This window comes from Micromonospora sp. NPDC049679 (genome assembly GCF_040659735.1).
Classification (GTDB): domain Bacteria; phylum Actinomycetota; class Actinomycetes; order Mycobacteriales; family Micromonosporaceae; genus Micromonospora_I.
Map to the genome: position 1 here is coordinate 13,410 of NZ_JBFANZ010000051.1, position 16,609 is coordinate 30,018.

A 16,609-nucleotide genomic window follows, 5' to 3' on the forward strand; every position below is an offset into this window, starting at 1 on the left:
AGCTGACATATGCCTCGCAGCCTGAAGAAGGGCCCGTTCATCGACGACCACCTGCTCAAAAAGGTGGAGACGCAGAACGAAAAGGGCTCGAAGAACGTCATCAAGACCTGGTCGCGGCGCTCGACGATCATCCCCGACATGCTGGGGCACACGATCGCCGTGCACGACGGGCGTAAGCACGTCCCGGTGTTCGTCACCGAGGCGATGGTCGGGCACAAGCTCGGCGAGTTCGCGCTGACCCGCACGTTCAAGGGTCACGAGAAGGACGACCGGAAGAGCCGCCGCCGCTAAGGCGAGCCACGGATAGAGGATCAAGGGGTTACAGCGATGCCAGTTAAGGGCGACGCTCCGGTGCTTCCGGGCGCGCGGGCGATTGCGCGACACGTGCGCATCTCGCCGACCAAGGCGCGCCGGGTGGTCAACCTCGTCCGCGGCCTGCCCGCGAAGGAGGCGCTCACGGTGCTCCAGTTCGCGCCGCAGGCAGCGAGCGAGCAGGTGTACAAGGTGCTCGCCAGCGCGATCGCCAACGCGGAGAACAACGAGCGGCTTGACCCCGACGCGTTGCTCGTGAGCGAGGCGTTCGTCGACGAGGGTCCGACGCTCAAGCGGTTCCAGCCGCGGGCGCAGGGCCGTGCCTACCGCATCCGCAAGCGCACCTGCCACATCACCATCGCGGTCGAGGCGGTTGCCCCGAACGCGCAGGGGAAGAAGGCGACCGCGGCGAAGAAGGGCGCTCAGGCCAAGAAGGCGGCTCCGGCCGCTCCGGCCGAGGGCGCACAGCAGAGCACGACGGAGGGTGCCGAGTAATGGGTCAGAAGGTTCACCCGCACGGGTTCCGGCTCGGCATCTCGACCGACTGGAAGTCGCGCTGGTTCGCGGACAAGCTCTACAAGGACTACATCGGCGAGGACGTCAAGATCCGCCGGATGATGTCCAAGGGCCTGGAGCGCGCCGGTATTTCGAAGGTCGACATCGAGCGCACCCGTGACCGGGTCCGGGTTGACATCCACACCGCCCGTCCGGGCATCGTCATCGGCCGTAAGGGCGCGGAGGCGGACCGGATCCGCGGCGAGCTGGAGAAGCTCACCGGCAAGCAGGTGCAGCTCAACATTCTCGAGGTGAAGAACCCCGAGTCGGACGCTCAGCTCGTCGCGCAGGGCGTCGCCGAGCAGCTGTCCAGCCGGGTCAGCTTCCGTCGGGCGATGCGCAAGTCGATGCAGTCGGCGATGAAGAACTCGATCGTCAAGGGCATCCGGGTGCAGGTCTCCGGCCGTCTCGGCGGTGCGGAGATGAGCCGCACGGAGTTCTACCGTGAGGGTCGCGTTCCGCTGCACACGCTGCGGGCCAACATCGATTACGGCTTCTTCGAGGCGCGTACCACCTTCGGCCGCATCGGCGTGAAGGTCTGGATCTACAAGGGTGACGCCGTACCCGGTCGGGAAGCCCCGGCCGAGACGGGCCCGGCGCGTCCGCGCCGTGACCGTGCGGAGCGTCCCGAGCGGCCGCGTCGCGGTCGGTCCGGTTCCGCCGGCACGACCGCCGGTGGCACCGAGGCCGGTCGTGCGGCTGCCGCCGAGATGACCGGCGGCGCACCCGCCGAGGCTGCCGCCCCGGCGGAGCCGACGAACAGCAGTGCCGCGCCGGCTACCGCCGCGCCGGCCGAGCAGCAGGAGGGCTGAGCACCATGTTGATGCCGCGTAAGCCCCCGAAGGGCTTCCGCAAGCCGCACCACCCGGACCGCCACGGCGCGTCCAAGGGTGGCAACCGGGTGGTGTTCGGTGAGTTCGGTATCCAGGCGCTTGAGCCCGCGTACGTGACGAACCGCCAGATCGAGTCCGCGCGTATTGCGATGACCCGTCACATCAAGCGTGGCGGTAAGGTCTGGATCACGATCTTCCCGGACCAGGCGCTGACCAAGAAGCCGGCCGAAACCCGCATGGGTTCCGGTAAGGGCTCGCCGGAGTGGTGGGTTGCGAACGTCAAGCCGGGACGGATCCTCTTCGAGATGTCCTTCCCGACCGAGCAGATCGCGCGCGAGGCAATGCGCCGCGCGATGCACAAGCTCCCGATGAAATGCCGCATTGTGACACGCGAAGTGGGTGAAGCCTGATGGCAGCGGGCGTTAAGGCCACCGAGCTGCGTGAGATCTCCGACGAGGAGTTGATCGCGAAGCTGCGGGAGGCCAAGGCGGAGCTGTTCAATCTCCGCGTGCAGGCCGCAACCGGTCAGTTGGACAACAACCGCCGGCTGCAGATCATCCGTCGGGAGATTGCCCGGATCTACACGATCATGCGTGAGCGCGAGCTGGGCCTCTCGGCCGCGCCGACTGAGGTGACTGCATCATGAGTGAGACGAATGCCGCGCCGCGGACCCAGCGCAAGACGCGTGAAGGTCTCGTGGTCAGCGACAAGATGGACAAGACCGTCATCGTCGAGGTCGAGGACCGGGTCAAGCACAAGCTGTACGGCAAGGTTATGCGCCGTACCAGGAAGCTGCAGGCGCACGACGAGCCGAACGCGTGTGGCCTCGGTGACCGGGTGCTGATCATGGAGACCCGGCCGCTGTCTGCCACCAAGCGGTGGCGGGTCGTGGAGATCCTCGAGAAGGCTAAGTAAGCAGCCGACCGTTCCGCCAAGCTCCGCCGCGGTGGAGAACTGGCAGACATAGGAGATAGACGTGATCCAGCAGGAGTCGCGACTGCGCGTCGCCGACAACACGGGTGCCCGGGAAATCCTGTGCATCCGTGTGCTCGGCGGCTCCGGTCGGCGCTACGCAGGCATCGGCGACGTGATCGTGGCGACCGTCAAGGACGCCATCCCGGGTGCCGGTGTGAAGAAGGGCGAGGTCGTCAAGGCGGTCATCGTCCGTACCGCGAAGGAGCGGCGGCGGCCCGACGGGTCGTACATCCGCTTCGACGAGAACGCCGCCGTCATCATCAAGGACGGTGGAGACCCGCGCGGTACCCGTATCTTCGGCCCGGTCGGGCGTGAGCTGCGGGACAAGCGGTTCATGAAGATCATTTCTTTGGCGCCGGAGGTGCTCTGACCGTGAAGGTGAAGAAGGGCGACACGGTCGTCGTCATCGCCGGTAAGGACAAGGGTGCCAAGGGTAAGGTCATTGCGGCCTACCCGCGGCAGGACAAGGTCCTCGTCGAAGGCGTGAACCGGGTCAAGAAGCACGAACGCATCCGTACCACCCAGCGCGGCGCGAAGACCGGTGGCATCGTCACCCAGGAGGCTCCGATTCACGTCTCGAACGTGCAGCTCCTGGACTCCGACGGCAACCCGACCCGCGTCGGGTACCGGTTCGACGAGAGTGGCCAGAAGGTCCGCATCGCGCGCAGCACCGGTAAGGACCTGTGATGACCTCGGCTACCGAAACGAAGACCCTGCCGCGCCTCAAGCAGCGGTACCGCAACGAGATCGTGGCGAAGCTGCGCGAGCAGTACAAGTACGGCAACCCGATGCAGGTGCCGGGCCTTGTGAAGATCGTCGTCAACATGGGTGTCGGCGAGGCTGCTCGCGACGCGAAGTTGATCGACGGCGCCGTCCGGGATCTGGCCACGATCACCGGTCAGAAGCCGCAGGTGCGGCGGGCGACCAAGTCCATCGCGCAGTTCAAGCTCCGCGAGGGAATGCCGATCGGCGCGAAGGTCACCCTCCGGGGCGACCGGATGTGGGAGTTCCTCGACCGGCTGCTGTCGATCGCGCTGCCCCGTATCCGCGACTTCCGCGGGCTGGACGCGCGGAAGCTCGACGGTCACGGCAACTACACGTTCGGTCTGACCGAGCAGTCGGTGTTCCACGAGATCGACCAGGACCGGATCGATCGCACACGGGGCATGGACATCACGGTGGTCACGACCGCCACGACCGACGACGAGGGCCGGGCGCTGCTCAAGCTCCTGGGCTTCCCGTTCAAGGAGAACTGAGCGAATGGCTAAGAAGGCGCTGATCATCAAGGCGGCCGCGAAGCCGAAGTTCTCGGTGCGCGCGTACACCCGCTGCCAGCGGTGCGGGCGGCCGAAGGCGGTCTACCGCAAGTTCGGGCTCTGCCGGGTGTGTATCCGGGAGATGGCCCACCGCGGTGAGCTGCCCGGCGTGTCCAAGGCTTCCTGGTAACACTCTCTTCGCCGTAGGCCCGGGCCAGCCTGGGAACCCCGGCGAGAAAGGCTGACAAAACCCATGACGATGACCGACCCGATCGCAGACATGCTCACGCGTCTGCGTAACGCCAACCAGGCGTACCACGACCGGGTGACCATGCCCTACTCGAAGATCAAGGCGAACATCGCCGAGGTTCTCAAGGCCGAGGGCTACATCGCCACCTGGTCGGTCGAGGAGCCCGCTGAGGGCGCCGTCGGCAAGCGACTGGTCGTCGAGCTGAAGTACGGCCAGAACCGCGAGCGGAGCCTGGCCGGCATCAAGCGCGTGTCCAAGCCCGGTCTCCGGGTGTACGCCAAGTCGGATGGGCTCCCGCGCGTGCTCGGCGGGCTGGGCGTGGCGATCATTTCGACGTCCCAGGGGCTGCTCACCGACCGGCAGGCCCGCAAGCGGAGCGTTGGCGGGGAAGTCCTCGCCTTCGTCTGGTAACGGGAGACTGGTAGAAATGTCGCGTATTGGACGTAAGTCGATCCCGGTACCGTCCGGAGTCGACATCACGATCGACGGCCAGACCGTCAAGGTAAAGGGCCCCAAGGGCGAGCTCATGCACGTCCTCGCCGAGCCGATCACCGCCGAGCGGGGGGATGACGGCCAGCTGCACGTCAACCGCCCGAACGACGAGCGGCGGGCCAAGGAGCTGCACGGTCTTTCGCGCACCCTGGTCGCCAACATGATCGTCGGCGTTACCGAGGGGTACCGTAAGACCCTGGAGATCGCAGGCACGGGTTACCGGGTCACCGCCAAGGGCACCGACCTCGAGTTCGCGCTCGGGTTCTCGCACCCGGTTCTGGTGCAGGCCCCGGCCGGCATCACCTTCACGGTGGAGCGGCCGACCCTGTTCCACGTGGCCGGCATCGACAAGCAGCAGGTCGGTGAGATCGCCGCCAACATCCGGAAGATCCGCCCGCCGGAGCCCTACAAGGGCAAGGGCGTCAAGTACCAGGGCGAGGTCATCCGCCGCAAGGCTGGAAAGGCAGGTAAGAAGTGACCGCCACGCTGCTCAAGCGCCGTCGCGGCGTCGCCGCCAAGCGCGCCGTCGGGCGGGCACGTCGGCACTTCCGGGTGCGTAAGAACGTCAGCGGGACCGCAGAGCGTCCCCGCCTGGTCGTTACCCGTTCGCTGCGGCACATCACGGCCCAGATCGTCGACGACACCAAGGGGCACACCCTGGCGTCGGCGTCGACCCTGGACGTCTCGCTGCGCAACGGCGAGGGCAACAAGAGCGCGCTGGCCGGCAAGGTGGGCGCCCTGCTCGCCGAGCGGGCCAAGGCCGCTGGCGTTTCCAAGGTCGTCTTCGACCGCGGTGGCAACCGGTACGCGGGGCGGATCGCCGCGCTTGCCGACGCCGCCCGCGAAGCCGGGCTCGATTTCTAACCCCGTCACGAAAAGGAAGGAAGGCTGCTGATGCCAGGTCAACAGCGCCGTGGCGGCGGGTCCGGTGGCAGCGAAGGTGGTCGCCGCGACAACCGCCGTGAGGGCGGCCGCGGCAACGCGCCCGTCGAGAAGACCCCGCACATCGAGCGGGTCGTTGCGATCAACCGTGTCGCCAAGGTCGTGAAGGGCGGTCGTCGCTTCAGCTTCACCGCTCTCGTGATCGTGGGCGATGGCGACGGCACCGTCGGCGTGGGCTACGGCAAGGCCAAGGAGGTGCCCGCGGCGATCGCCAAGGGTGTCGAGGAGGCCAAGAAGCACTTCTTCAAGGTGCCTCGGATCGCCGCGTCGATTCCGCACCCGGTGTTGGGCGAGGCCGCCGCCGGCGTCGTCCTGCTCAAGCCGGCCAGCGCCGGTACGGGTGTCATCGCGGGTGGACCGGTGCGTGCCGTGCTGGAGTGCGTGGGCATCCACGACGTGCTCTCGAAGAGCCTCGGCTCGTCGAACCCGATCAACATCGTGCACGCCACGGTTGCCGCGCTGAGGGCTCTCGAGTCCCCGGAGGCGGTTGCCGCTCGGCGTGGCCTGCCGGTCGAGGATGTCGCGCCGGCCGCCATGCTGGCGTCCCGCGCGGGTACGGGGGCATGACGATGGCGCGTCTTAAGGTCACCCAGCTCCGGTCCGAGATCGGGGCCAAGCACAACCAGCGTGAGTCGCTGCGTTCGCTCGGCCTGAAGCGGATCAACGACGTGGTGGTCAAGGAGGACCGCCCCGAGATTCGGGGCATGATCTTCACCGTGAGCCACCTCGTGAAGGTCGAGGAGGTCGAGTAATGACGATCAAGGTTCACCACCTCCGCCCGGCGCCCGGCTCGAAGACCGCGAAGACCCGTGTGGGTCGCGGTGAGGGCTCTAAGGGCAAGACCGCCGGTCGGGGTACCAAGGGTTCGAAGGCCCGGAAGAACATCTCGGCGGCGTTCGAGGGTGGGCAGATGCCCCTCCACATGCGCCTGCCGAAGCTGAAGGGCTTCAAGAACAGGTTCAAGGTCGTTTTCCAGGTCGTCAACCTGGACCGGCTCGCCGAGCTCTTCCCGAACGGCGGCGAGGTTGGTCCGCTGGAGCTGGTCGAGGCCGGCGCGGTCCGCAAGGGCCAGCCGGTCAAGGTCCTCGGCACCGGCGAACTCGGTGGCGTCAAGCTCCAGGTGTCGGCGCACGCGTTCAGCGCGTCGGCCAAGGAGAAGATCGCCGCTGCTGGCGGCTCGGTTACCGAGCTCTAGGAAACACAGGCATCGTGGCGCTCGCTCAGTTGACTCCAACTGGCGGGCGCCACGATGTACAACGGGACTTTTCGCCCCGTTAACATCGGGACCGGTGTATGTTCCAGGGCGCACCTGCCCAGACGCTCACCCGACTGTTAGAGTCCGATCCCAGCATGAGTTCGGGCGTTCCCCCGACACCCACCCCGACCCGCCGTGAGTTCCGGCGGCCGCCTCGCGCAGGAGGAAGAAGTTGCTCTCCGCCTTTCTCAGTGCGTTCCGCACGCCTGACCTGCGCAAGAAGCTGCTGTTTACAGTAGGCATCATCGCGGTCTACCGGCTTGGCGCGACGCTGCCCAGTCCGGGCGTCTCCTACGGCAACGTGCAGAAGTGCATCGATGTCATGCAGTCGGGCGAGCAGAACGGCGTTTTCACGCTGCTCAACCTCTTCTCCGGCGGCGCGCTGCTGCAGCTGTCGGTCTTCGCGCTGGGCATCATGCCCTACATCACCGCCTCGATCATCCTGCAGCTGCTCACCGTGGTCATTCCGCGGTTGGAGCAGCTCCGCAAGGAGGGTCAGGCCGGTCAGGCGAAGATCACCCAGTACACCCGCTACCTGACGCTGGGTCTGGGCATCCTGCAGGCCTCCGCGTTCGTGGCGCTGGCCCGCTCCGGGCAGCTCTTCCAGGGCATGTGCGACCAGTTCCCGATCATCCCCGAGGGGACCGGCCTGCCGAACTGGCTCACGCTGGTCACGCTCGTCATCACGATGACCGCGGGCACCGGCATGGTGATGTGGCTCGGTGAGCTCATCACCGACCGGGGCGTCGGCAACGGCATGTCCGTCCTGATCTTCACCTCGATCGCGGCCCGCCTCCCCAGCGAGGGCTGGTCGATCAAGACCAGCAAGGGCTGGGGCATGTTCTTCCTGGTGCTCGCGCTGGTGCTGGTGGTCATCACCGCGGTGGTCTTCATCGAGCAGGCCCAGCGGCGGATCCCGGTGCAGTACGCGAAGCGGATGATCGGCCGGAAGATGTACGGCGGCACCTCCACGTACATCCCGCTGAAGGTCAACCAGGCGGGTGTCATCCCGGTCATCTTCGCCTCGTCGCTGCTCTACCTGCCGCAGCTCGCGCTGCAGTTCTTCGACCAGAACAACCCGGGCGACGTACAGGCGTGGGTTTCCAACAACCTCGCCAACCCGAGCAGCCCGATCTACATCTCGGTCTACTTCCTGATGATCATTTTCTTCACGTACTTCTACGTCTCGATCACGTTCAATCCGACCGAGGTCGCGGACAACATGAAGAAGTACGGCGGTTTCGTGCCGGGCATCCGGCCCGGCAAGCCGACCGCGGAGTACCTCGACTTCATCCTGAGCCGGATCACCCTTCCCGGCGCGCTGTACCTGGGTCTCGTTTCGATCCTGCCGAACTTCTTCTTCATCTGGCTGGACAACCAGCAGTACCAGAACTTCCCGTTCGGTGGCACCGCGGTGCTCATCATGGTCGGTGTCGGTCTGGAGACGGTGAAGCAGATCGAGAGCCAACTGATGCAGCGGAACTACGAAGGGTTCCTTCGGTAGATGAGGCTCGTACTGGTGGGTCCCCCCGGGGCGGGGAAGGGGACGCAGGCCGAGTTCATCGCCGCTCACCTGGCCGTGCCGAAAATCTCGACCGGGGACATCTTCCGGGCCAACGTCTCCCAGGGCACGCCTCTGGGAGTGGAGGCCAAGCGCTACATGGACGCCGGCAAGCTGGTGCCCGACGAGGTCACCATCAACATGGTGCGCGAACGGCTCGCCGAGCCGGACGCGGGCGACGGGTTCCTCCTCGACGGCTTCCCGCGCACGACGCCCCAGGCGGCGGCGCTGGACAAGCTCCTGGCTGACCTCGGCACCGCGCTCGACCTGGTGCTGGAGTTGGTCGTCGACGACGACGAGGTGATCCGGCGCCTCTCCGGCCGGCGCACCTGCCGTGGCTGCGGGAAGATCTGGCACGTCGAGTTCGACGCGCCGGCCCGAGAGGGGATCTGCGACCGCTGCGGCGCGGAGCTCTTCCAGCGCGACGACGACAAGGCCGAGACGATCGCGAAGCGGCTGGTCGAGTACGCGGAGAAGACCTCGCCCCTGGTCGACTACTACGGCGCGCAGGGCAAGCTGGTCGGGATCGACGCCACCGGTCCGGTGGAGGACGTCACCGTCCGGGCTATCGACGCACTGCGGTCGTACGGCGGATAGGCTCGGCTGCGTGCGCGAGTAGCGCACGCAGCTCGACCGTCGACAGTGCGAGCGCGAGGAGCGTCTGGGCGCGCCCCGCAACCGAAAGGTAAAACGGCATGCGCCGTCACCAACTCGACATTCAGCTGAAAACTCCCGACCAGTTCGAGAAGATGCGGGCCGCGGGGCTCGTCGTCGCGGCGGCACTGGCTCGGATGCGCGATGCGGTCGCGCCCGGCGTCTCGACCGCCGACCTCGATGCGATCGCGGAATCGGTCATCCGGGACGCCGGTGGTGTTCCGTCGTTCATGGGCTACCACGGCTACCCGGCGTCGATCTGTTCCTCGGTCAACGAGCAGATCGTCCACGCCATCCCATCGCCGCGGCAGGTGCTGAGCGAGGGCGACCTGATCTCGATCGACTGCGGGGCGGTGCTCGACGGCTGGCACGGCGATGCGGCGATCACGGTCGCCGTCGGCGAGGTCCGTCCGGAGTTGCTGAAGATGGCGACGGTGGCGGAGGACGCGATGTGGGCCGGGATCGAGGCCGCCGCGCGCGGAACCGCGAGCGGGCGGGGCCGGCTGACCGACATCTCGTACGCCGTCGAGTCCGCCGTCAAGAAGGGTGGCCGGTACGGCATCGTCGAGGGGTACGGCGGGCACGGCATCGGTACCGAGATGCATCAGGACCCGCACGTGCTCAACTACGGACGGCCCGGCAAGGGCCCGCAGTTGGTGCCGGGCATGGCGCTGGCCATCGAGCCGATGATCACGCTCGGCTCGCCGAAGACCGAGGAGCTGGCGGACGGCTGGACGGTGGTGACCCGGGACGGGTCCGTCGCCGTTCATGTGGAGCACTCGATCGCGTTGCTCGACGACGGTGTCTGGGTGCTGACCGCCGCGGACGGCGGCCGCGCCCGCCTCGGTGATCTGGTCACCGGGCGGCAGCCCGCCGCGTCGGAAATCTGAACTCCTCCTTGATCAGCTGCACTGGTGCGCCGGTGGCATCCTCTTGGCTATGGACCGGCGTGACGAGTTACGGGCGGCTGACGCCGATCGGGAGGCGGTCGCGGAGCAGCTCCGGGTCGCGGTGAACGAGGGCCGGCTGGATCTGCACGAATACGACGACCGGCTGCAGCGGGCGTACGCGGCCAGGACGTACGGCGAGCTGGACGTGCTTCTCACGGATCTGCCCGGCACTGTCCCGGCGGAGCGGGCGCAGCTGGCGCCGGTCACCGGTGTGACGGCGCGGTCCGGGCTGCTTGTGGGGCCGGACGGTCGCAATCCGCAGGCGACCCGCCGTTGGTTGGCGGAGAACTGGAGCGGCTATCTCGGCACGGTCGGCATCACGGTGGCGATCTGGGCGGTCGTCTGTGTGATGTCGCGGGACCTCGTCTACTTCTGGCCGGGCTGGGTGGCCGGGCCGTGGGGGGCGGTCCTGCTGGTCTCCACCATCAGCGGCCTGATGAGCGGGGAGCCGCAGAAGTGGGCGGCGAAGCGGGCGCGTAAGGAGCAGGAGAAGGCCGACAGGCGCGCGGTGACGGGGTCCGGCCCGGGAGACGACGACTGATATAGTGGCTTTCGTCCGATCTGATCCGGCCTGCGGAACCTGGTTTGGCGTCGATGCCCGCGCGCGCGTACACTGGCTGATCGGCGCACAGCGTCCACTCCGGCATGCCTGCCCTGCGCTTCGGTGGCTGTCGGAGCCGCGGCTGGCACGGACGGTCTCCGTCCGTGAAAGACGTTGTGAGCCGATCCCGAGAAACCGACGTCAGGACAGCGGAGGACATGCCGAAAAAAGACGGGGCCATCGAGATTGAAGGTCGGGTCATCGAGCCTCTCCCGAACGCCATGTTCCGGGTGGAGCTCGCGAACGGCCACAAGGTGCTGGCTCACATCAGCGGCAAGATGCGGCAGCACTACATCCGCATCCTGCCCGAGGACCGGGTCGTGGTGGAGCTTTCGCCGTACGACCTGACCCGCGGGCGCATCGTCTACCGCTACAAGTAACCACCTGACGACGGCGGGGCGTCCCGTGTTCGTCTTCACGGTCCGAGATCGCGATAGCGCGATGCCGGGCCCAGATGAGAAGTAAGGCAAACCGTGAAGGTCAAGCCGAGCGTCAAGCGGATCTGCAACAACTGCCGGGTCATCCGGCGGCACGGTCGGGTCATGGTCATCTGCGCCGACCCGCGCCACAAGCAGCGCCAGGGCTGATACCCGGGCGGCAGGTCCCGCACAACAGCACATACTCGTCCCAGCCACGAGCGGCGGAGCGCATCGCGTTGCGCGTCTTCGTGGCTGACCCCCGGTCGGAGGCCGGGGCCCGTCAGGTCTCTCCGGTCGACGCCAATCGTCCGGTGAGCAGGGCAGTCGGGGTGGGACGGGTCCAGACCTCCGTGAGAAGACCACGAGGAGTACGCCCGCACATGGCTCGTCTAGTCGGCGTGGACCTCCCCCGCGAAAAGCGGATGGAGATCGCGCTCACCTACATTTTCGGGCTCGGCCGGACTCGGGCGGTCGAGACGCTCGCCGCGACCGGCATCGACCCGAACAAGCGCGCCAAGGACCTCACTGACGAGGAGCTCGTTCAGCTCCGCGATCACATCGAGGGCAACTACAAGGTAGAGGGCGACCTGCGCCGCGAGGTCGCCGCGGACATCCGCCGCAAGGTCGAGATCGGTTGCTACGAGGGGATCCGGCACCGCCGTGGCCTCCCCGTGCGCGGTCAGCGGACGCGCACCAACGCGCGTACCCGTAAGGGCCCGAAGCGGACCGTCGCCGGCAAGAAGAAGCCCGGCCGGAAGTAATAGGAGCGCAGAGACTTATGCCACCGAAGGCTCGCGCAGGGGCCGCCGTCAAGAAGGTCCGGCGCAAGGAACGCAAGAACGTCGCCCACGGGCAGGCGCACATCAAGAGCACCTTCAACAACACCATCGTGTCGATCACCGACCCGACCGGTGCAGTCATCTCCTGGGCCTCCGCTGGCCAGGTGGGCTTCAAGGGCTCCCGCAAGTCGACTCCGTTCGCCGCGCAGCTCGCCGCAGAGGCCGCCGCGCGTCGGGCCATGGAGCACGGCATGCGCAAGGTCGACGTGTTCGTCAAGGGCCCCGGCTCCGGCCGGGAGACCGCCATCCGTTCGCTGCAGGCCGTCGGCCTCGAGGTCGGGCAGATCTCCGACGTCACGCCGCAGCCGCACAACGGGTGCCGTCCGCCAAAGCGTCGCCGGGTCTGAGAGGTAGATAAAACACAATGGCTCGTTATACCGGTGCTGACTGCCGCCGTTGCCGGCGGGAGAAGATGAAGCTGTTCCTCAAGGGCAGCAAGTGTGATGGTCCGAAGTGCCCGTTCGAGTCCCGGCCGTTCCCGCCGGGGCAGCACGGGCGCGGCCGGACCAAGGAGACGGAGTACCTGCTCCAGCTCCGCGAGAAGCAGAAGGCGCGTCGCGTCTACGGCGTGCTCGAGAAGCAGTTCCGCGGTTACTACGAGGAAGCTGTGGCCAAGCAGGCGAAGACCGGTGAGGTCCTCCTGCAGATCCTCGAGTCGCGGCTCGACAACGTGGTCTACCGGGCTGGCTACGCCAAGTCCCGCGACATGGCCCGCCAGGTCGTCAAGCACGGCCACTTCACGGTCAACGGCAAGAAGGTCGACATCCCTTCTTACCGCGTGAAGGAGCACGACATCATCGAGGTCCGCGCGAAGTCCAAGGAACTGACGCCCTTCATCGTGGCGCAGGCCGAGGCCGGCTCGAAGACCGTTCCGGCATGGCTGGAGGCGATCCCGACCGAGCTGAAGATCCTCGTGCACTCGCTCCCGGCCCGGCAGGTCATCGACACGCAGGTCCAGGAGCAGCTGATCGTCGAGCTCTACTCCAAGTAGTTCTGATATCCGCGACGGGCTCGCTGGCAGGGCGCACGATGCCGCCAGCGAGCCCGGACCGGGCATCAACAAGTGGGTGTCATATAGCGGGCGCCCCGAAAGAGAAGAGAAAAAATGCTCATCACCCAGCGGCCGACCCTCTCCGAGGAGTCGATCAGCGAGACCCGGTCCCGGTTCACGATCGAGCCGCTCGAGCCGGGCTTCGGCTACACGCTCGGCAACTCCCTGCGGCGTACCCTGCTCAGCTCGATCCCGGGCGCCGCCGTCACCAGCATCAAGATCGACGGCGTGCTGCACGAGTTCACCACGATCCCCGGTGTCAAGGAGGACGTGGTCGAGCTGGTCATGAACGTCAAGGACCTCTGCGTCAGCTCCGAGCACGACGAGCCGGTCAGCATGTACCTGCGCAAGCAGGGCCCGGGCGACGTGACCGCCGGTGACATCCAGCCCCCGGCCGGTGTCTCGGTGCACAACGCGGACCTGAAGCTGGCGACCCTGAACGGCAAGGGCCGGCTCGACATGGAGCTGACCGTCGAGCGGGGCCGGGGCTACGTCAGCGCCTCGCAGAACAAGCAGGCGGGCGCCGAGATCGGCCGCATCCCGGTCGACTCGATCTACTCGCCCGTGCTCAAGGTGACCTACCGCGTCGAGGCGACCCGTGTCGAGCAGCGCACGGACTTCGACCGGCTGATCATCGACGTCGAGACCAAGCCGTCGATCGGCCCCCGTACGGCGCTGGCCTCGGCCGGCTCCACCCTCGTCGAGCTTTTCGGGCTGGCCCGCGAGCTGGACGAGACCGCCGAGGGGATCGACATCGGCCCGTCGCCGCAGGACGCGCAGCTCGCCGCCGATCTGGCGCTGCCGATCGAGGAGCTGGACCTGACGGTGCGCTCCTACAACTGCCTCAAGCGGGAGGGCATCAACACCGTTGGTGAGCTGATCGGGCGGACGGAGGCCGACCTTCTGGATATAAGGAATTTCGGTCAGAAGTCGATCGACGAGGTCAAGATGAAGCTCGCCGGGATGGGTCTGGGGCTGAAGGACTCCGCTCCCAACTTCGACCCGGCACACGTCGTGGACTCCTTCGGCGAGGTGGACTACGACACCGACGACTACCGCGAGACCGAGCAGCTGTAAGGCCGGCTGCCGCCACATTTGAGGAGCACCAACAATGCCCACGCCCACCAAGGGCCCCCGCCTCGGCGGCAGCCCCGCGCACGAGCGGCTGATGCTGGCCAACCTGGCCACCGCGCTGTTCCAGCACGGCAAGATCACCACGACCGAGACGAAGGCCAAGCGCCTGCGTCCCTTCGCGGAGCAGCTCATCACCAAGGCCAAGCGCGGTGACCTGCACGCGCGTCGCCGGGTTCTCGGCGTCGTGCGGGACAAGGACGTGGTCTACTCGCTGTTCGACCAGATCGCGCCGCGGTACGCCAACCGCACCGGCGGCTACACCCGGATCGTGAAGATCGGTCCGCGCAAGGGTGACGCCGCTCCGATGGCGATCATCGAGCTGGTCGAGGAGCTGGTCGTCGCGACGCCGGCCCCCGCGAAGGCGGCGAAGAAGACCGCCGCCCGCAAGGCGGCGCAGCAGGACAAGGTCGAGGCGCTCGCGCCCGAGGAGACGCCGGCCGGCAGCGGCGCGGCGGACCAGGACGCGGAGGCTCCGGTCTCGGCGTCGGGTGAGAAGAACGCCGAGGGGCCGGGCACGAAGGCCGAGGGCGAGGACACGAACGCCTGAGTTCACAGGCATCTGTCCAACCGATACACACTGGGCCCGGCACCCCTGAAGGGGGCGCCGGGCCCGCCCCATCTCCGGGAGTACGACGTGGAAGCAGCGACGCGGGTACGGCTGGACGTCGCGTACGACGGCACCGACTTCTCCGGTTGGGCCGCCCAGCCCGACCGCCGTACGGTCGCCGGCGTGATCACCGAGATGCTGACCCGCGTCGTTGGCGTCGGGCAGGTGACCGGGCTGACCGTGGCCGGGCGGACGGACGCCGGGGTGCATGCGACCGGACAGGTCTGCCACGTCGACGTCGCGGCAGCCGGATGGCGGGAGCTCCAGGATTCGCTCGTACGCCGGCTCGCCGGGCTTCTGCCGCCCGATGTCCGGGTGCGGGCCGTCACCGAGGTTCCCGCCGAGTTCGACGCCCGGTTCTCGGCGACGTTCCGGCGCTACGAATACCGGGTGACCGATGCGCGGCACGGCGCCGAGCCGCTGCGCCGGTATGACACGCTGGCCTGGCCGCGTCCGCTCGAGCTCGCCGCGCTGAACGCCGCCGCGGCCGGTCTGGTCGGGGAGCACGACTTCGCCGCGTACTGCAGGCGCAAGGAGCACGCCACCACCATCCGCGCGATCACCCGCCTCGACTGGCGGCGGGATCCGGACGGCACTCTGGTGGCCACCGTACAGGCCGACGCCTTCTGCCAGGCGATGGTGCGAAGTCTGGTCGGAGCGATGCTGGCCGCGGGCGATGGGCGGCGGCCGGTCGAATGGGCGGCCGGGCTGCTCACCCTCCGGGAGCGGTCGAGCGAGGTGACCGTCGCGCCGGCTCATGGGCTGACGTTGGTCGAGGTCGGTTATCCCACCGAACCGGCGGAGTTCGCGCGCCGTGCTGAGGCCACCCGCCGGCTTCGGCTGCCCGCCGCCTCCTGACCCCCCCCCGGACCGGATGGGTCGCGAGGACCCAGCCGGCCGCACTCGGGTGGCCGCCGCAGAGGCTCAGCCGGCTGCGGTGGGCGCCGGGGCTACCGCTCCCTGGCCGACCGGGACCGTGGCCCGCTTCTCCAGCACCACGCCGCGCAGGTGCAGCTCGATCATGTCGAAGAGGATCTGCCGCCCGTACGGGTCGGCGTCGGCGATCGGTTTGCTGTCGGCGCGTGCGATGACGCAGTAGACGAGGTAGTGCCCGCGTACGTGCCAGCCGACCTGGGCGGAGGAGAGTGCGACCGCCTCGGTCCCCTTGCCGGCGATCAGCCCCTGGAAGCGGCCCTTCTCGTCGTCGACCAGCGGCTTGATCTTCTCGTGCGCCCACTCGGCGCCGGCCACGTCCTCCAGGTTGAACACGCCGGCCGTCACCAGGTAGGCGCCGTCTGGTGACCGCAACGTGCCCCGTACGACCTGGCTACAGCCCAATTCGGTGAGCAGGGTGCTGATCTCGCCCGCCGTGGCCGTCTTGCAGTTCTTGACGTCCTGGGTCTTGAGCACCTTGTAGGGCGCTTCCTTGGGATTGATCACGATCTGCGGGCCGGGGAAGACCTCCTTCACCGTCAACGGCGCGGAGTCGATGGCTCGGGAACTGATGTCGCGGGGGACCGCGGTGGGCGCGGGTGCGGCAGCGGCCGCCCGCGCCTCCCGTCCCTTCCGCTCGTCGGCGACGATGAAATAGGAGCTGAGTCCACAGACCGCGAGCAGGACCAGGACTCCCAACCCGCCGATCAGCAACTGCAAGCGCCGCTTGTTCGAGTCGTCCACGAGCGCGGTCGGTGCATCGGATCCGGTGCCACCGATCCCCGTGGGCGCTGCCGGACCGCGAGCGGGAGCGGGCGCCGCTCCGGGCGGCGGAGTGGGCGGAAGCGCACGGCCGGGTGCGGCCGGTGGCCGTGGCGTCGCGTCGGTGGCGGGCGGGCCGGGCGGTGAACGTGTGCAGCGCGTTCGCGCGTACGGCCGCGACCCGGGCAGACACTGGCCGAGCCGGGTGACGGCCTTGTGCCGGTTCGC

General features: G+C 67.8%; 29 protein-coding genes. 28 read left to right on the plus strand and 1 reads right to left on the minus strand.

All coding sequences use genetic code 11. The annotated features are described in order from the left end of the window. Positions 1-9 precede the first annotated feature (9 nt). The 28 genes from rpsS to truA all read left to right on the plus strand — a co-directional run bounded on the left by rpsS (position 10) and on the right by truA (position 15,544). Positions 10-291, plus strand: a complete 282-nt coding sequence (rpsS, locus tag AB0J06_RS23825) for a 30S ribosomal protein S19 (RefSeq protein ID WP_067359615.1) — start codon at positions 10-12, stop codon at positions 289-291. A gap of 36 nt (positions 292-327) precedes the next feature. After that, positions 328-807: a 50S ribosomal protein L22 gene (rplV, locus tag AB0J06_RS23830; RefSeq protein ID WP_357431467.1), complete on the plus strand. Its 480-nt coding sequence runs from the start codon at positions 328-330 to the stop codon at positions 805-807. Continuing rightward, positions 807-1,679 (plus strand): 30S ribosomal protein S3, encoded by an 873-nt coding sequence (gene rpsC, locus AB0J06_RS23835; protein ID WP_357431469.1) that lies wholly within the window; start codon positions 807-809, stop codon positions 1,677-1,679. The genes rplV and rpsC overlap by 1 nt, the downstream gene beginning before the upstream one ends. 5 nt (positions 1,680-1,684) lie before the next feature. Next, on the plus strand, positions 1,685-2,110 hold the full coding sequence (gene rplP / locus AB0J06_RS23840) for a 50S ribosomal protein L16 (RefSeq protein ID WP_357431471.1): 426 nt from the start codon (positions 1,685-1,687) through the stop codon (positions 2,108-2,110). Continuing rightward, entirely contained in the window at positions 2,110-2,346 is a 237-nt protein-coding gene (rpmC, locus tag AB0J06_RS23845; RefSeq protein ID WP_357431473.1) for a 50S ribosomal protein L29, read from the plus strand. Before rplP ends, rpmC begins: the two co-directional genes overlap by 1 nt. Next, complete coding sequence (gene rpsQ / locus AB0J06_RS23850; protein WP_357431475.1) at positions 2,343-2,615, plus strand: 30S ribosomal protein S17; 273 nt, start codon at positions 2,343-2,345, stop codon at positions 2,613-2,615. Before rpmC ends, rpsQ begins: the two co-directional genes overlap by 4 nt. Positions 2,616-2,676: 61 nt before the next feature. Then, complete coding sequence (rplN, locus tag AB0J06_RS23855; RefSeq protein ID WP_203836400.1) at positions 2,677-3,045, plus strand: 50S ribosomal protein L14; 369 nt, start codon at positions 2,677-2,679, stop codon at positions 3,043-3,045. Continuing rightward, on the plus strand, positions 3,042-3,362 hold the full coding sequence (gene rplX / locus AB0J06_RS23860; protein WP_357431512.1) for a 50S ribosomal protein L24: 321 nt from the start codon (positions 3,042-3,044) through the stop codon (positions 3,360-3,362). The genes rplN and rplX overlap by 4 nt, the downstream gene beginning before the upstream one ends. Further along, positions 3,362-3,931: a 50S ribosomal protein L5 gene (gene rplE / locus AB0J06_RS23865; RefSeq protein ID WP_357431477.1), complete on the plus strand. Its 570-nt coding sequence runs from the start codon at positions 3,362-3,364 to the stop codon at positions 3,929-3,931. Before rplX ends, rplE begins: the two co-directional genes overlap by 1 nt. A gap of 4 nt (positions 3,932-3,935) precedes the next feature. Continuing rightward, positions 3,936-4,121, plus strand: coding sequence for a type Z 30S ribosomal protein S14 (locus AB0J06_RS23870; protein ID WP_007465272.1), 186 nt, complete (start codon positions 3,936-3,938; stop codon positions 4,119-4,121). 63 nt (positions 4,122-4,184) lie between these two features. Next, a complete protein-coding gene (gene rpsH / locus AB0J06_RS23875; protein ID WP_357431479.1) occupies positions 4,185-4,592 on the plus strand; it encodes a 30S ribosomal protein S8 in 408 nt (135 codons plus the stop codon). Between the two features lie 16 nt (positions 4,593-4,608). Continuing rightward, positions 4,609-5,151: a 50S ribosomal protein L6 gene (gene rplF, locus AB0J06_RS23880; RefSeq protein WP_357431481.1), complete on the plus strand. Its 543-nt coding sequence runs from the start codon at positions 4,609-4,611 to the stop codon at positions 5,149-5,151. Between the two features lie 8 nt (positions 5,152-5,159). Then, positions 5,160-5,537 carry a 50S ribosomal protein L18 gene (rplR, locus tag AB0J06_RS23885; protein ID WP_357431514.1) on the plus strand — a complete coding sequence of 126 codons (378 nt, stop codon included), beginning with the start codon at positions 5,160-5,162 and terminating at the stop codon, positions 5,535-5,537. A gap of 30 nt (positions 5,538-5,567) precedes the next feature. Next, a complete protein-coding gene (gene rpsE, locus AB0J06_RS23890; RefSeq protein WP_357431483.1) occupies positions 5,568-6,182 on the plus strand; it encodes a 30S ribosomal protein S5 in 615 nt (204 codons plus the stop codon). Positions 6,183-6,184: 2 nt separating this feature from the next. Continuing rightward, positions 6,185-6,367, plus strand: coding sequence for a 50S ribosomal protein L30 (gene rpmD, locus AB0J06_RS23895; protein WP_357431485.1), 183 nt, complete (start codon positions 6,185-6,187; stop codon positions 6,365-6,367). Next, positions 6,367-6,810: a 50S ribosomal protein L15 gene (gene rplO, locus AB0J06_RS23900; RefSeq protein ID WP_357431487.1), complete on the plus strand. Its 444-nt coding sequence runs from the start codon at positions 6,367-6,369 to the stop codon at positions 6,808-6,810. The genes rpmD and rplO overlap by 1 nt, the downstream gene beginning before the upstream one ends. Positions 6,811-7,042: 232 nt before the next feature. After that, positions 7,043-8,374 carry a preprotein translocase subunit SecY gene (secY, locus tag AB0J06_RS23905; RefSeq protein ID WP_357431489.1) on the plus strand — a complete coding sequence of 444 codons (1,332 nt, stop codon included), beginning with the start codon at positions 7,043-7,045 and terminating at the stop codon, positions 8,372-8,374. Next, a complete protein-coding gene (locus AB0J06_RS23910) occupies positions 8,375-9,028 on the plus strand; it encodes an adenylate kinase (protein WP_357431491.1) in 654 nt (217 codons plus the stop codon). A gap of 98 nt (positions 9,029-9,126) precedes the next feature. Further along, positions 9,127-9,975, plus strand: coding sequence for a type I methionyl aminopeptidase (gene map, locus AB0J06_RS23915; protein ID WP_357431493.1), 849 nt, complete (start codon positions 9,127-9,129; stop codon positions 9,973-9,975). 49 nt (positions 9,976-10,024) lie between these two features. Next, positions 10,025-10,576 carry a DUF1707 domain-containing protein gene (locus AB0J06_RS23920; RefSeq protein ID WP_357431495.1) on the plus strand — a complete coding sequence of 184 codons (552 nt, stop codon included), beginning with the start codon at positions 10,025-10,027 and terminating at the stop codon, positions 10,574-10,576. Positions 10,577-10,794: 218 nt separating this feature from the next. Beyond that, positions 10,795-11,016 (plus strand): translation initiation factor IF-1, encoded by a 222-nt coding sequence (gene infA, locus AB0J06_RS23925; RefSeq protein WP_007073013.1) that lies wholly within the window; start codon positions 10,795-10,797, stop codon positions 11,014-11,016. Between the two features lie 93 nt (positions 11,017-11,109). After that, positions 11,110-11,223 carry a 50S ribosomal protein L36 gene (gene rpmJ / locus AB0J06_RS23930; RefSeq protein ID WP_357431497.1) on the plus strand — a complete coding sequence of 38 codons (114 nt, stop codon included), beginning with the start codon at positions 11,110-11,112 and terminating at the stop codon, positions 11,221-11,223. A gap of 212 nt (positions 11,224-11,435) precedes the next feature. Beyond that, entirely contained in the window at positions 11,436-11,816 is a 381-nt protein-coding gene (gene rpsM / locus AB0J06_RS23935; protein ID WP_357431498.1) for a 30S ribosomal protein S13, read from the plus strand. 17 nt (positions 11,817-11,833) lie between these two features. Further along, on the plus strand, positions 11,834-12,241 hold the full coding sequence (rpsK, locus tag AB0J06_RS23940) for a 30S ribosomal protein S11 (protein ID WP_007073011.1): 408 nt from the start codon (positions 11,834-11,836) through the stop codon (positions 12,239-12,241). Between the two features lie 17 nt (positions 12,242-12,258). Further along, a complete protein-coding gene (rpsD, locus tag AB0J06_RS23945; RefSeq protein ID WP_357431500.1) occupies positions 12,259-12,885 on the plus strand; it encodes a 30S ribosomal protein S4 in 627 nt (208 codons plus the stop codon). A gap of 114 nt (positions 12,886-12,999) precedes the next feature. Beyond that, entirely contained in the window at positions 13,000-14,022 is a 1,023-nt protein-coding gene (locus AB0J06_RS23950) for a DNA-directed RNA polymerase subunit alpha (RefSeq protein ID WP_357431502.1), read from the plus strand. 34 nt (positions 14,023-14,056) lie between these two features. Further along, positions 14,057-14,626, plus strand: a complete 570-nt coding sequence (rplQ, locus tag AB0J06_RS23955) for a 50S ribosomal protein L17 (protein ID WP_357431504.1) — start codon at positions 14,057-14,059, stop codon at positions 14,624-14,626. Positions 14,627-14,713: 87 nt separating this feature from the next. Then, positions 14,714-15,544 carry a tRNA pseudouridine(38-40) synthase TruA gene (gene truA, locus AB0J06_RS23960; RefSeq protein ID WP_357431506.1) on the plus strand — a complete coding sequence of 277 codons (831 nt, stop codon included), beginning with the start codon at positions 14,714-14,716 and terminating at the stop codon, positions 15,542-15,544. Between the two features lie 66 nt (positions 15,545-15,610). Here the strand turns inward: truA and AB0J06_RS23965 are convergent, their stop codons facing one another. Then, on the minus strand, positions 15,611-16,363 hold the full coding sequence (locus AB0J06_RS23965; RefSeq protein ID WP_357431508.1) for a hypothetical protein: 753 nt from the start codon (positions 16,361-16,363) through the stop codon (positions 15,611-15,613). Positions 16,364-16,609 lie beyond the last annotated feature (246 nt).

What these genes read in the sequence shown, in the direction of transcription:
- rpsS (WP_067359615.1), top strand. Translation starts at nt 10, where the DNA reads ATGCCTCGCAGCCTGAAGAAGGGCCCGTTCATCGACGACCACCTGCTC.
- rplV (WP_357431467.1), top strand. Translation starts at nt 328, where the DNA reads ATGCCAGTTAAGGGCGACGCTCCGGTGCTTCCGGGCGCGCGGGCGATT.
- rpsC (WP_357431469.1), top strand. Translation starts at nt 807, where the DNA reads ATGGGTCAGAAGGTTCACCCGCACGGGTTCCGGCTCGGCATCTCGACC.
- rplP (WP_357431471.1), top strand. Translation starts at nt 1,685, where the DNA reads ATGTTGATGCCGCGTAAGCCCCCGAAGGGCTTCCGCAAGCCGCACCAC.
- rpmC (WP_357431473.1), top strand. Translation starts at nt 2,110, where the DNA reads ATGGCAGCGGGCGTTAAGGCCACCGAGCTGCGTGAGATCTCCGACGAG.
- rpsQ (WP_357431475.1), top strand. Translation starts at nt 2,343, where the DNA reads ATGAGTGAGACGAATGCCGCGCCGCGGACCCAGCGCAAGACGCGTGAA.
- rplE (WP_357431477.1), top strand. Translation starts at nt 3,362, where the DNA reads ATGACCTCGGCTACCGAAACGAAGACCCTGCCGCGCCTCAAGCAGCGG.
- AB0J06_RS23870 (WP_007465272.1), top strand. Translation starts at nt 3,936, where the DNA reads ATGGCTAAGAAGGCGCTGATCATCAAGGCGGCCGCGAAGCCGAAGTTC.
- rpsH (WP_357431479.1), top strand. Translation starts at nt 4,185, where the DNA reads ATGACGATGACCGACCCGATCGCAGACATGCTCACGCGTCTGCGTAAC.
- rplF (WP_357431481.1), top strand. Translation starts at nt 4,609, where the DNA reads ATGTCGCGTATTGGACGTAAGTCGATCCCGGTACCGTCCGGAGTCGAC.
- rpsE (WP_357431483.1), top strand. Translation starts at nt 5,568, where the DNA reads ATGCCAGGTCAACAGCGCCGTGGCGGCGGGTCCGGTGGCAGCGAAGGT.
- rpmD (WP_357431485.1), top strand. Translation starts at nt 6,185, where the DNA reads ATGGCGCGTCTTAAGGTCACCCAGCTCCGGTCCGAGATCGGGGCCAAG.
- rplO (WP_357431487.1), top strand. Translation starts at nt 6,367, where the DNA reads ATGACGATCAAGGTTCACCACCTCCGCCCGGCGCCCGGCTCGAAGACC.
- AB0J06_RS23910 (WP_357431491.1), top strand. Translation starts at nt 8,375, where the DNA reads ATGAGGCTCGTACTGGTGGGTCCCCCCGGGGCGGGGAAGGGGACGCAG.
- map (WP_357431493.1), top strand. Translation starts at nt 9,127, where the DNA reads ATGCGCCGTCACCAACTCGACATTCAGCTGAAAACTCCCGACCAGTTC.
- AB0J06_RS23920 (WP_357431495.1), top strand. Translation starts at nt 10,025, where the DNA reads ATGGACCGGCGTGACGAGTTACGGGCGGCTGACGCCGATCGGGAGGCG.
- infA (WP_007073013.1), top strand. Translation starts at nt 10,795, where the DNA reads ATGCCGAAAAAAGACGGGGCCATCGAGATTGAAGGTCGGGTCATCGAG.
- rpsM (WP_357431498.1), top strand. Translation starts at nt 11,436, where the DNA reads ATGGCTCGTCTAGTCGGCGTGGACCTCCCCCGCGAAAAGCGGATGGAG.
- rpsK (WP_007073011.1), top strand. Translation starts at nt 11,834, where the DNA reads ATGCCACCGAAGGCTCGCGCAGGGGCCGCCGTCAAGAAGGTCCGGCGC.
- rpsD (WP_357431500.1), top strand. Translation starts at nt 12,259, where the DNA reads ATGGCTCGTTATACCGGTGCTGACTGCCGCCGTTGCCGGCGGGAGAAG.
- AB0J06_RS23950 (WP_357431502.1), top strand. Translation starts at nt 13,000, where the DNA reads ATGCTCATCACCCAGCGGCCGACCCTCTCCGAGGAGTCGATCAGCGAG.
- rplQ (WP_357431504.1), top strand. Translation starts at nt 14,057, where the DNA reads ATGCCCACGCCCACCAAGGGCCCCCGCCTCGGCGGCAGCCCCGCGCAC.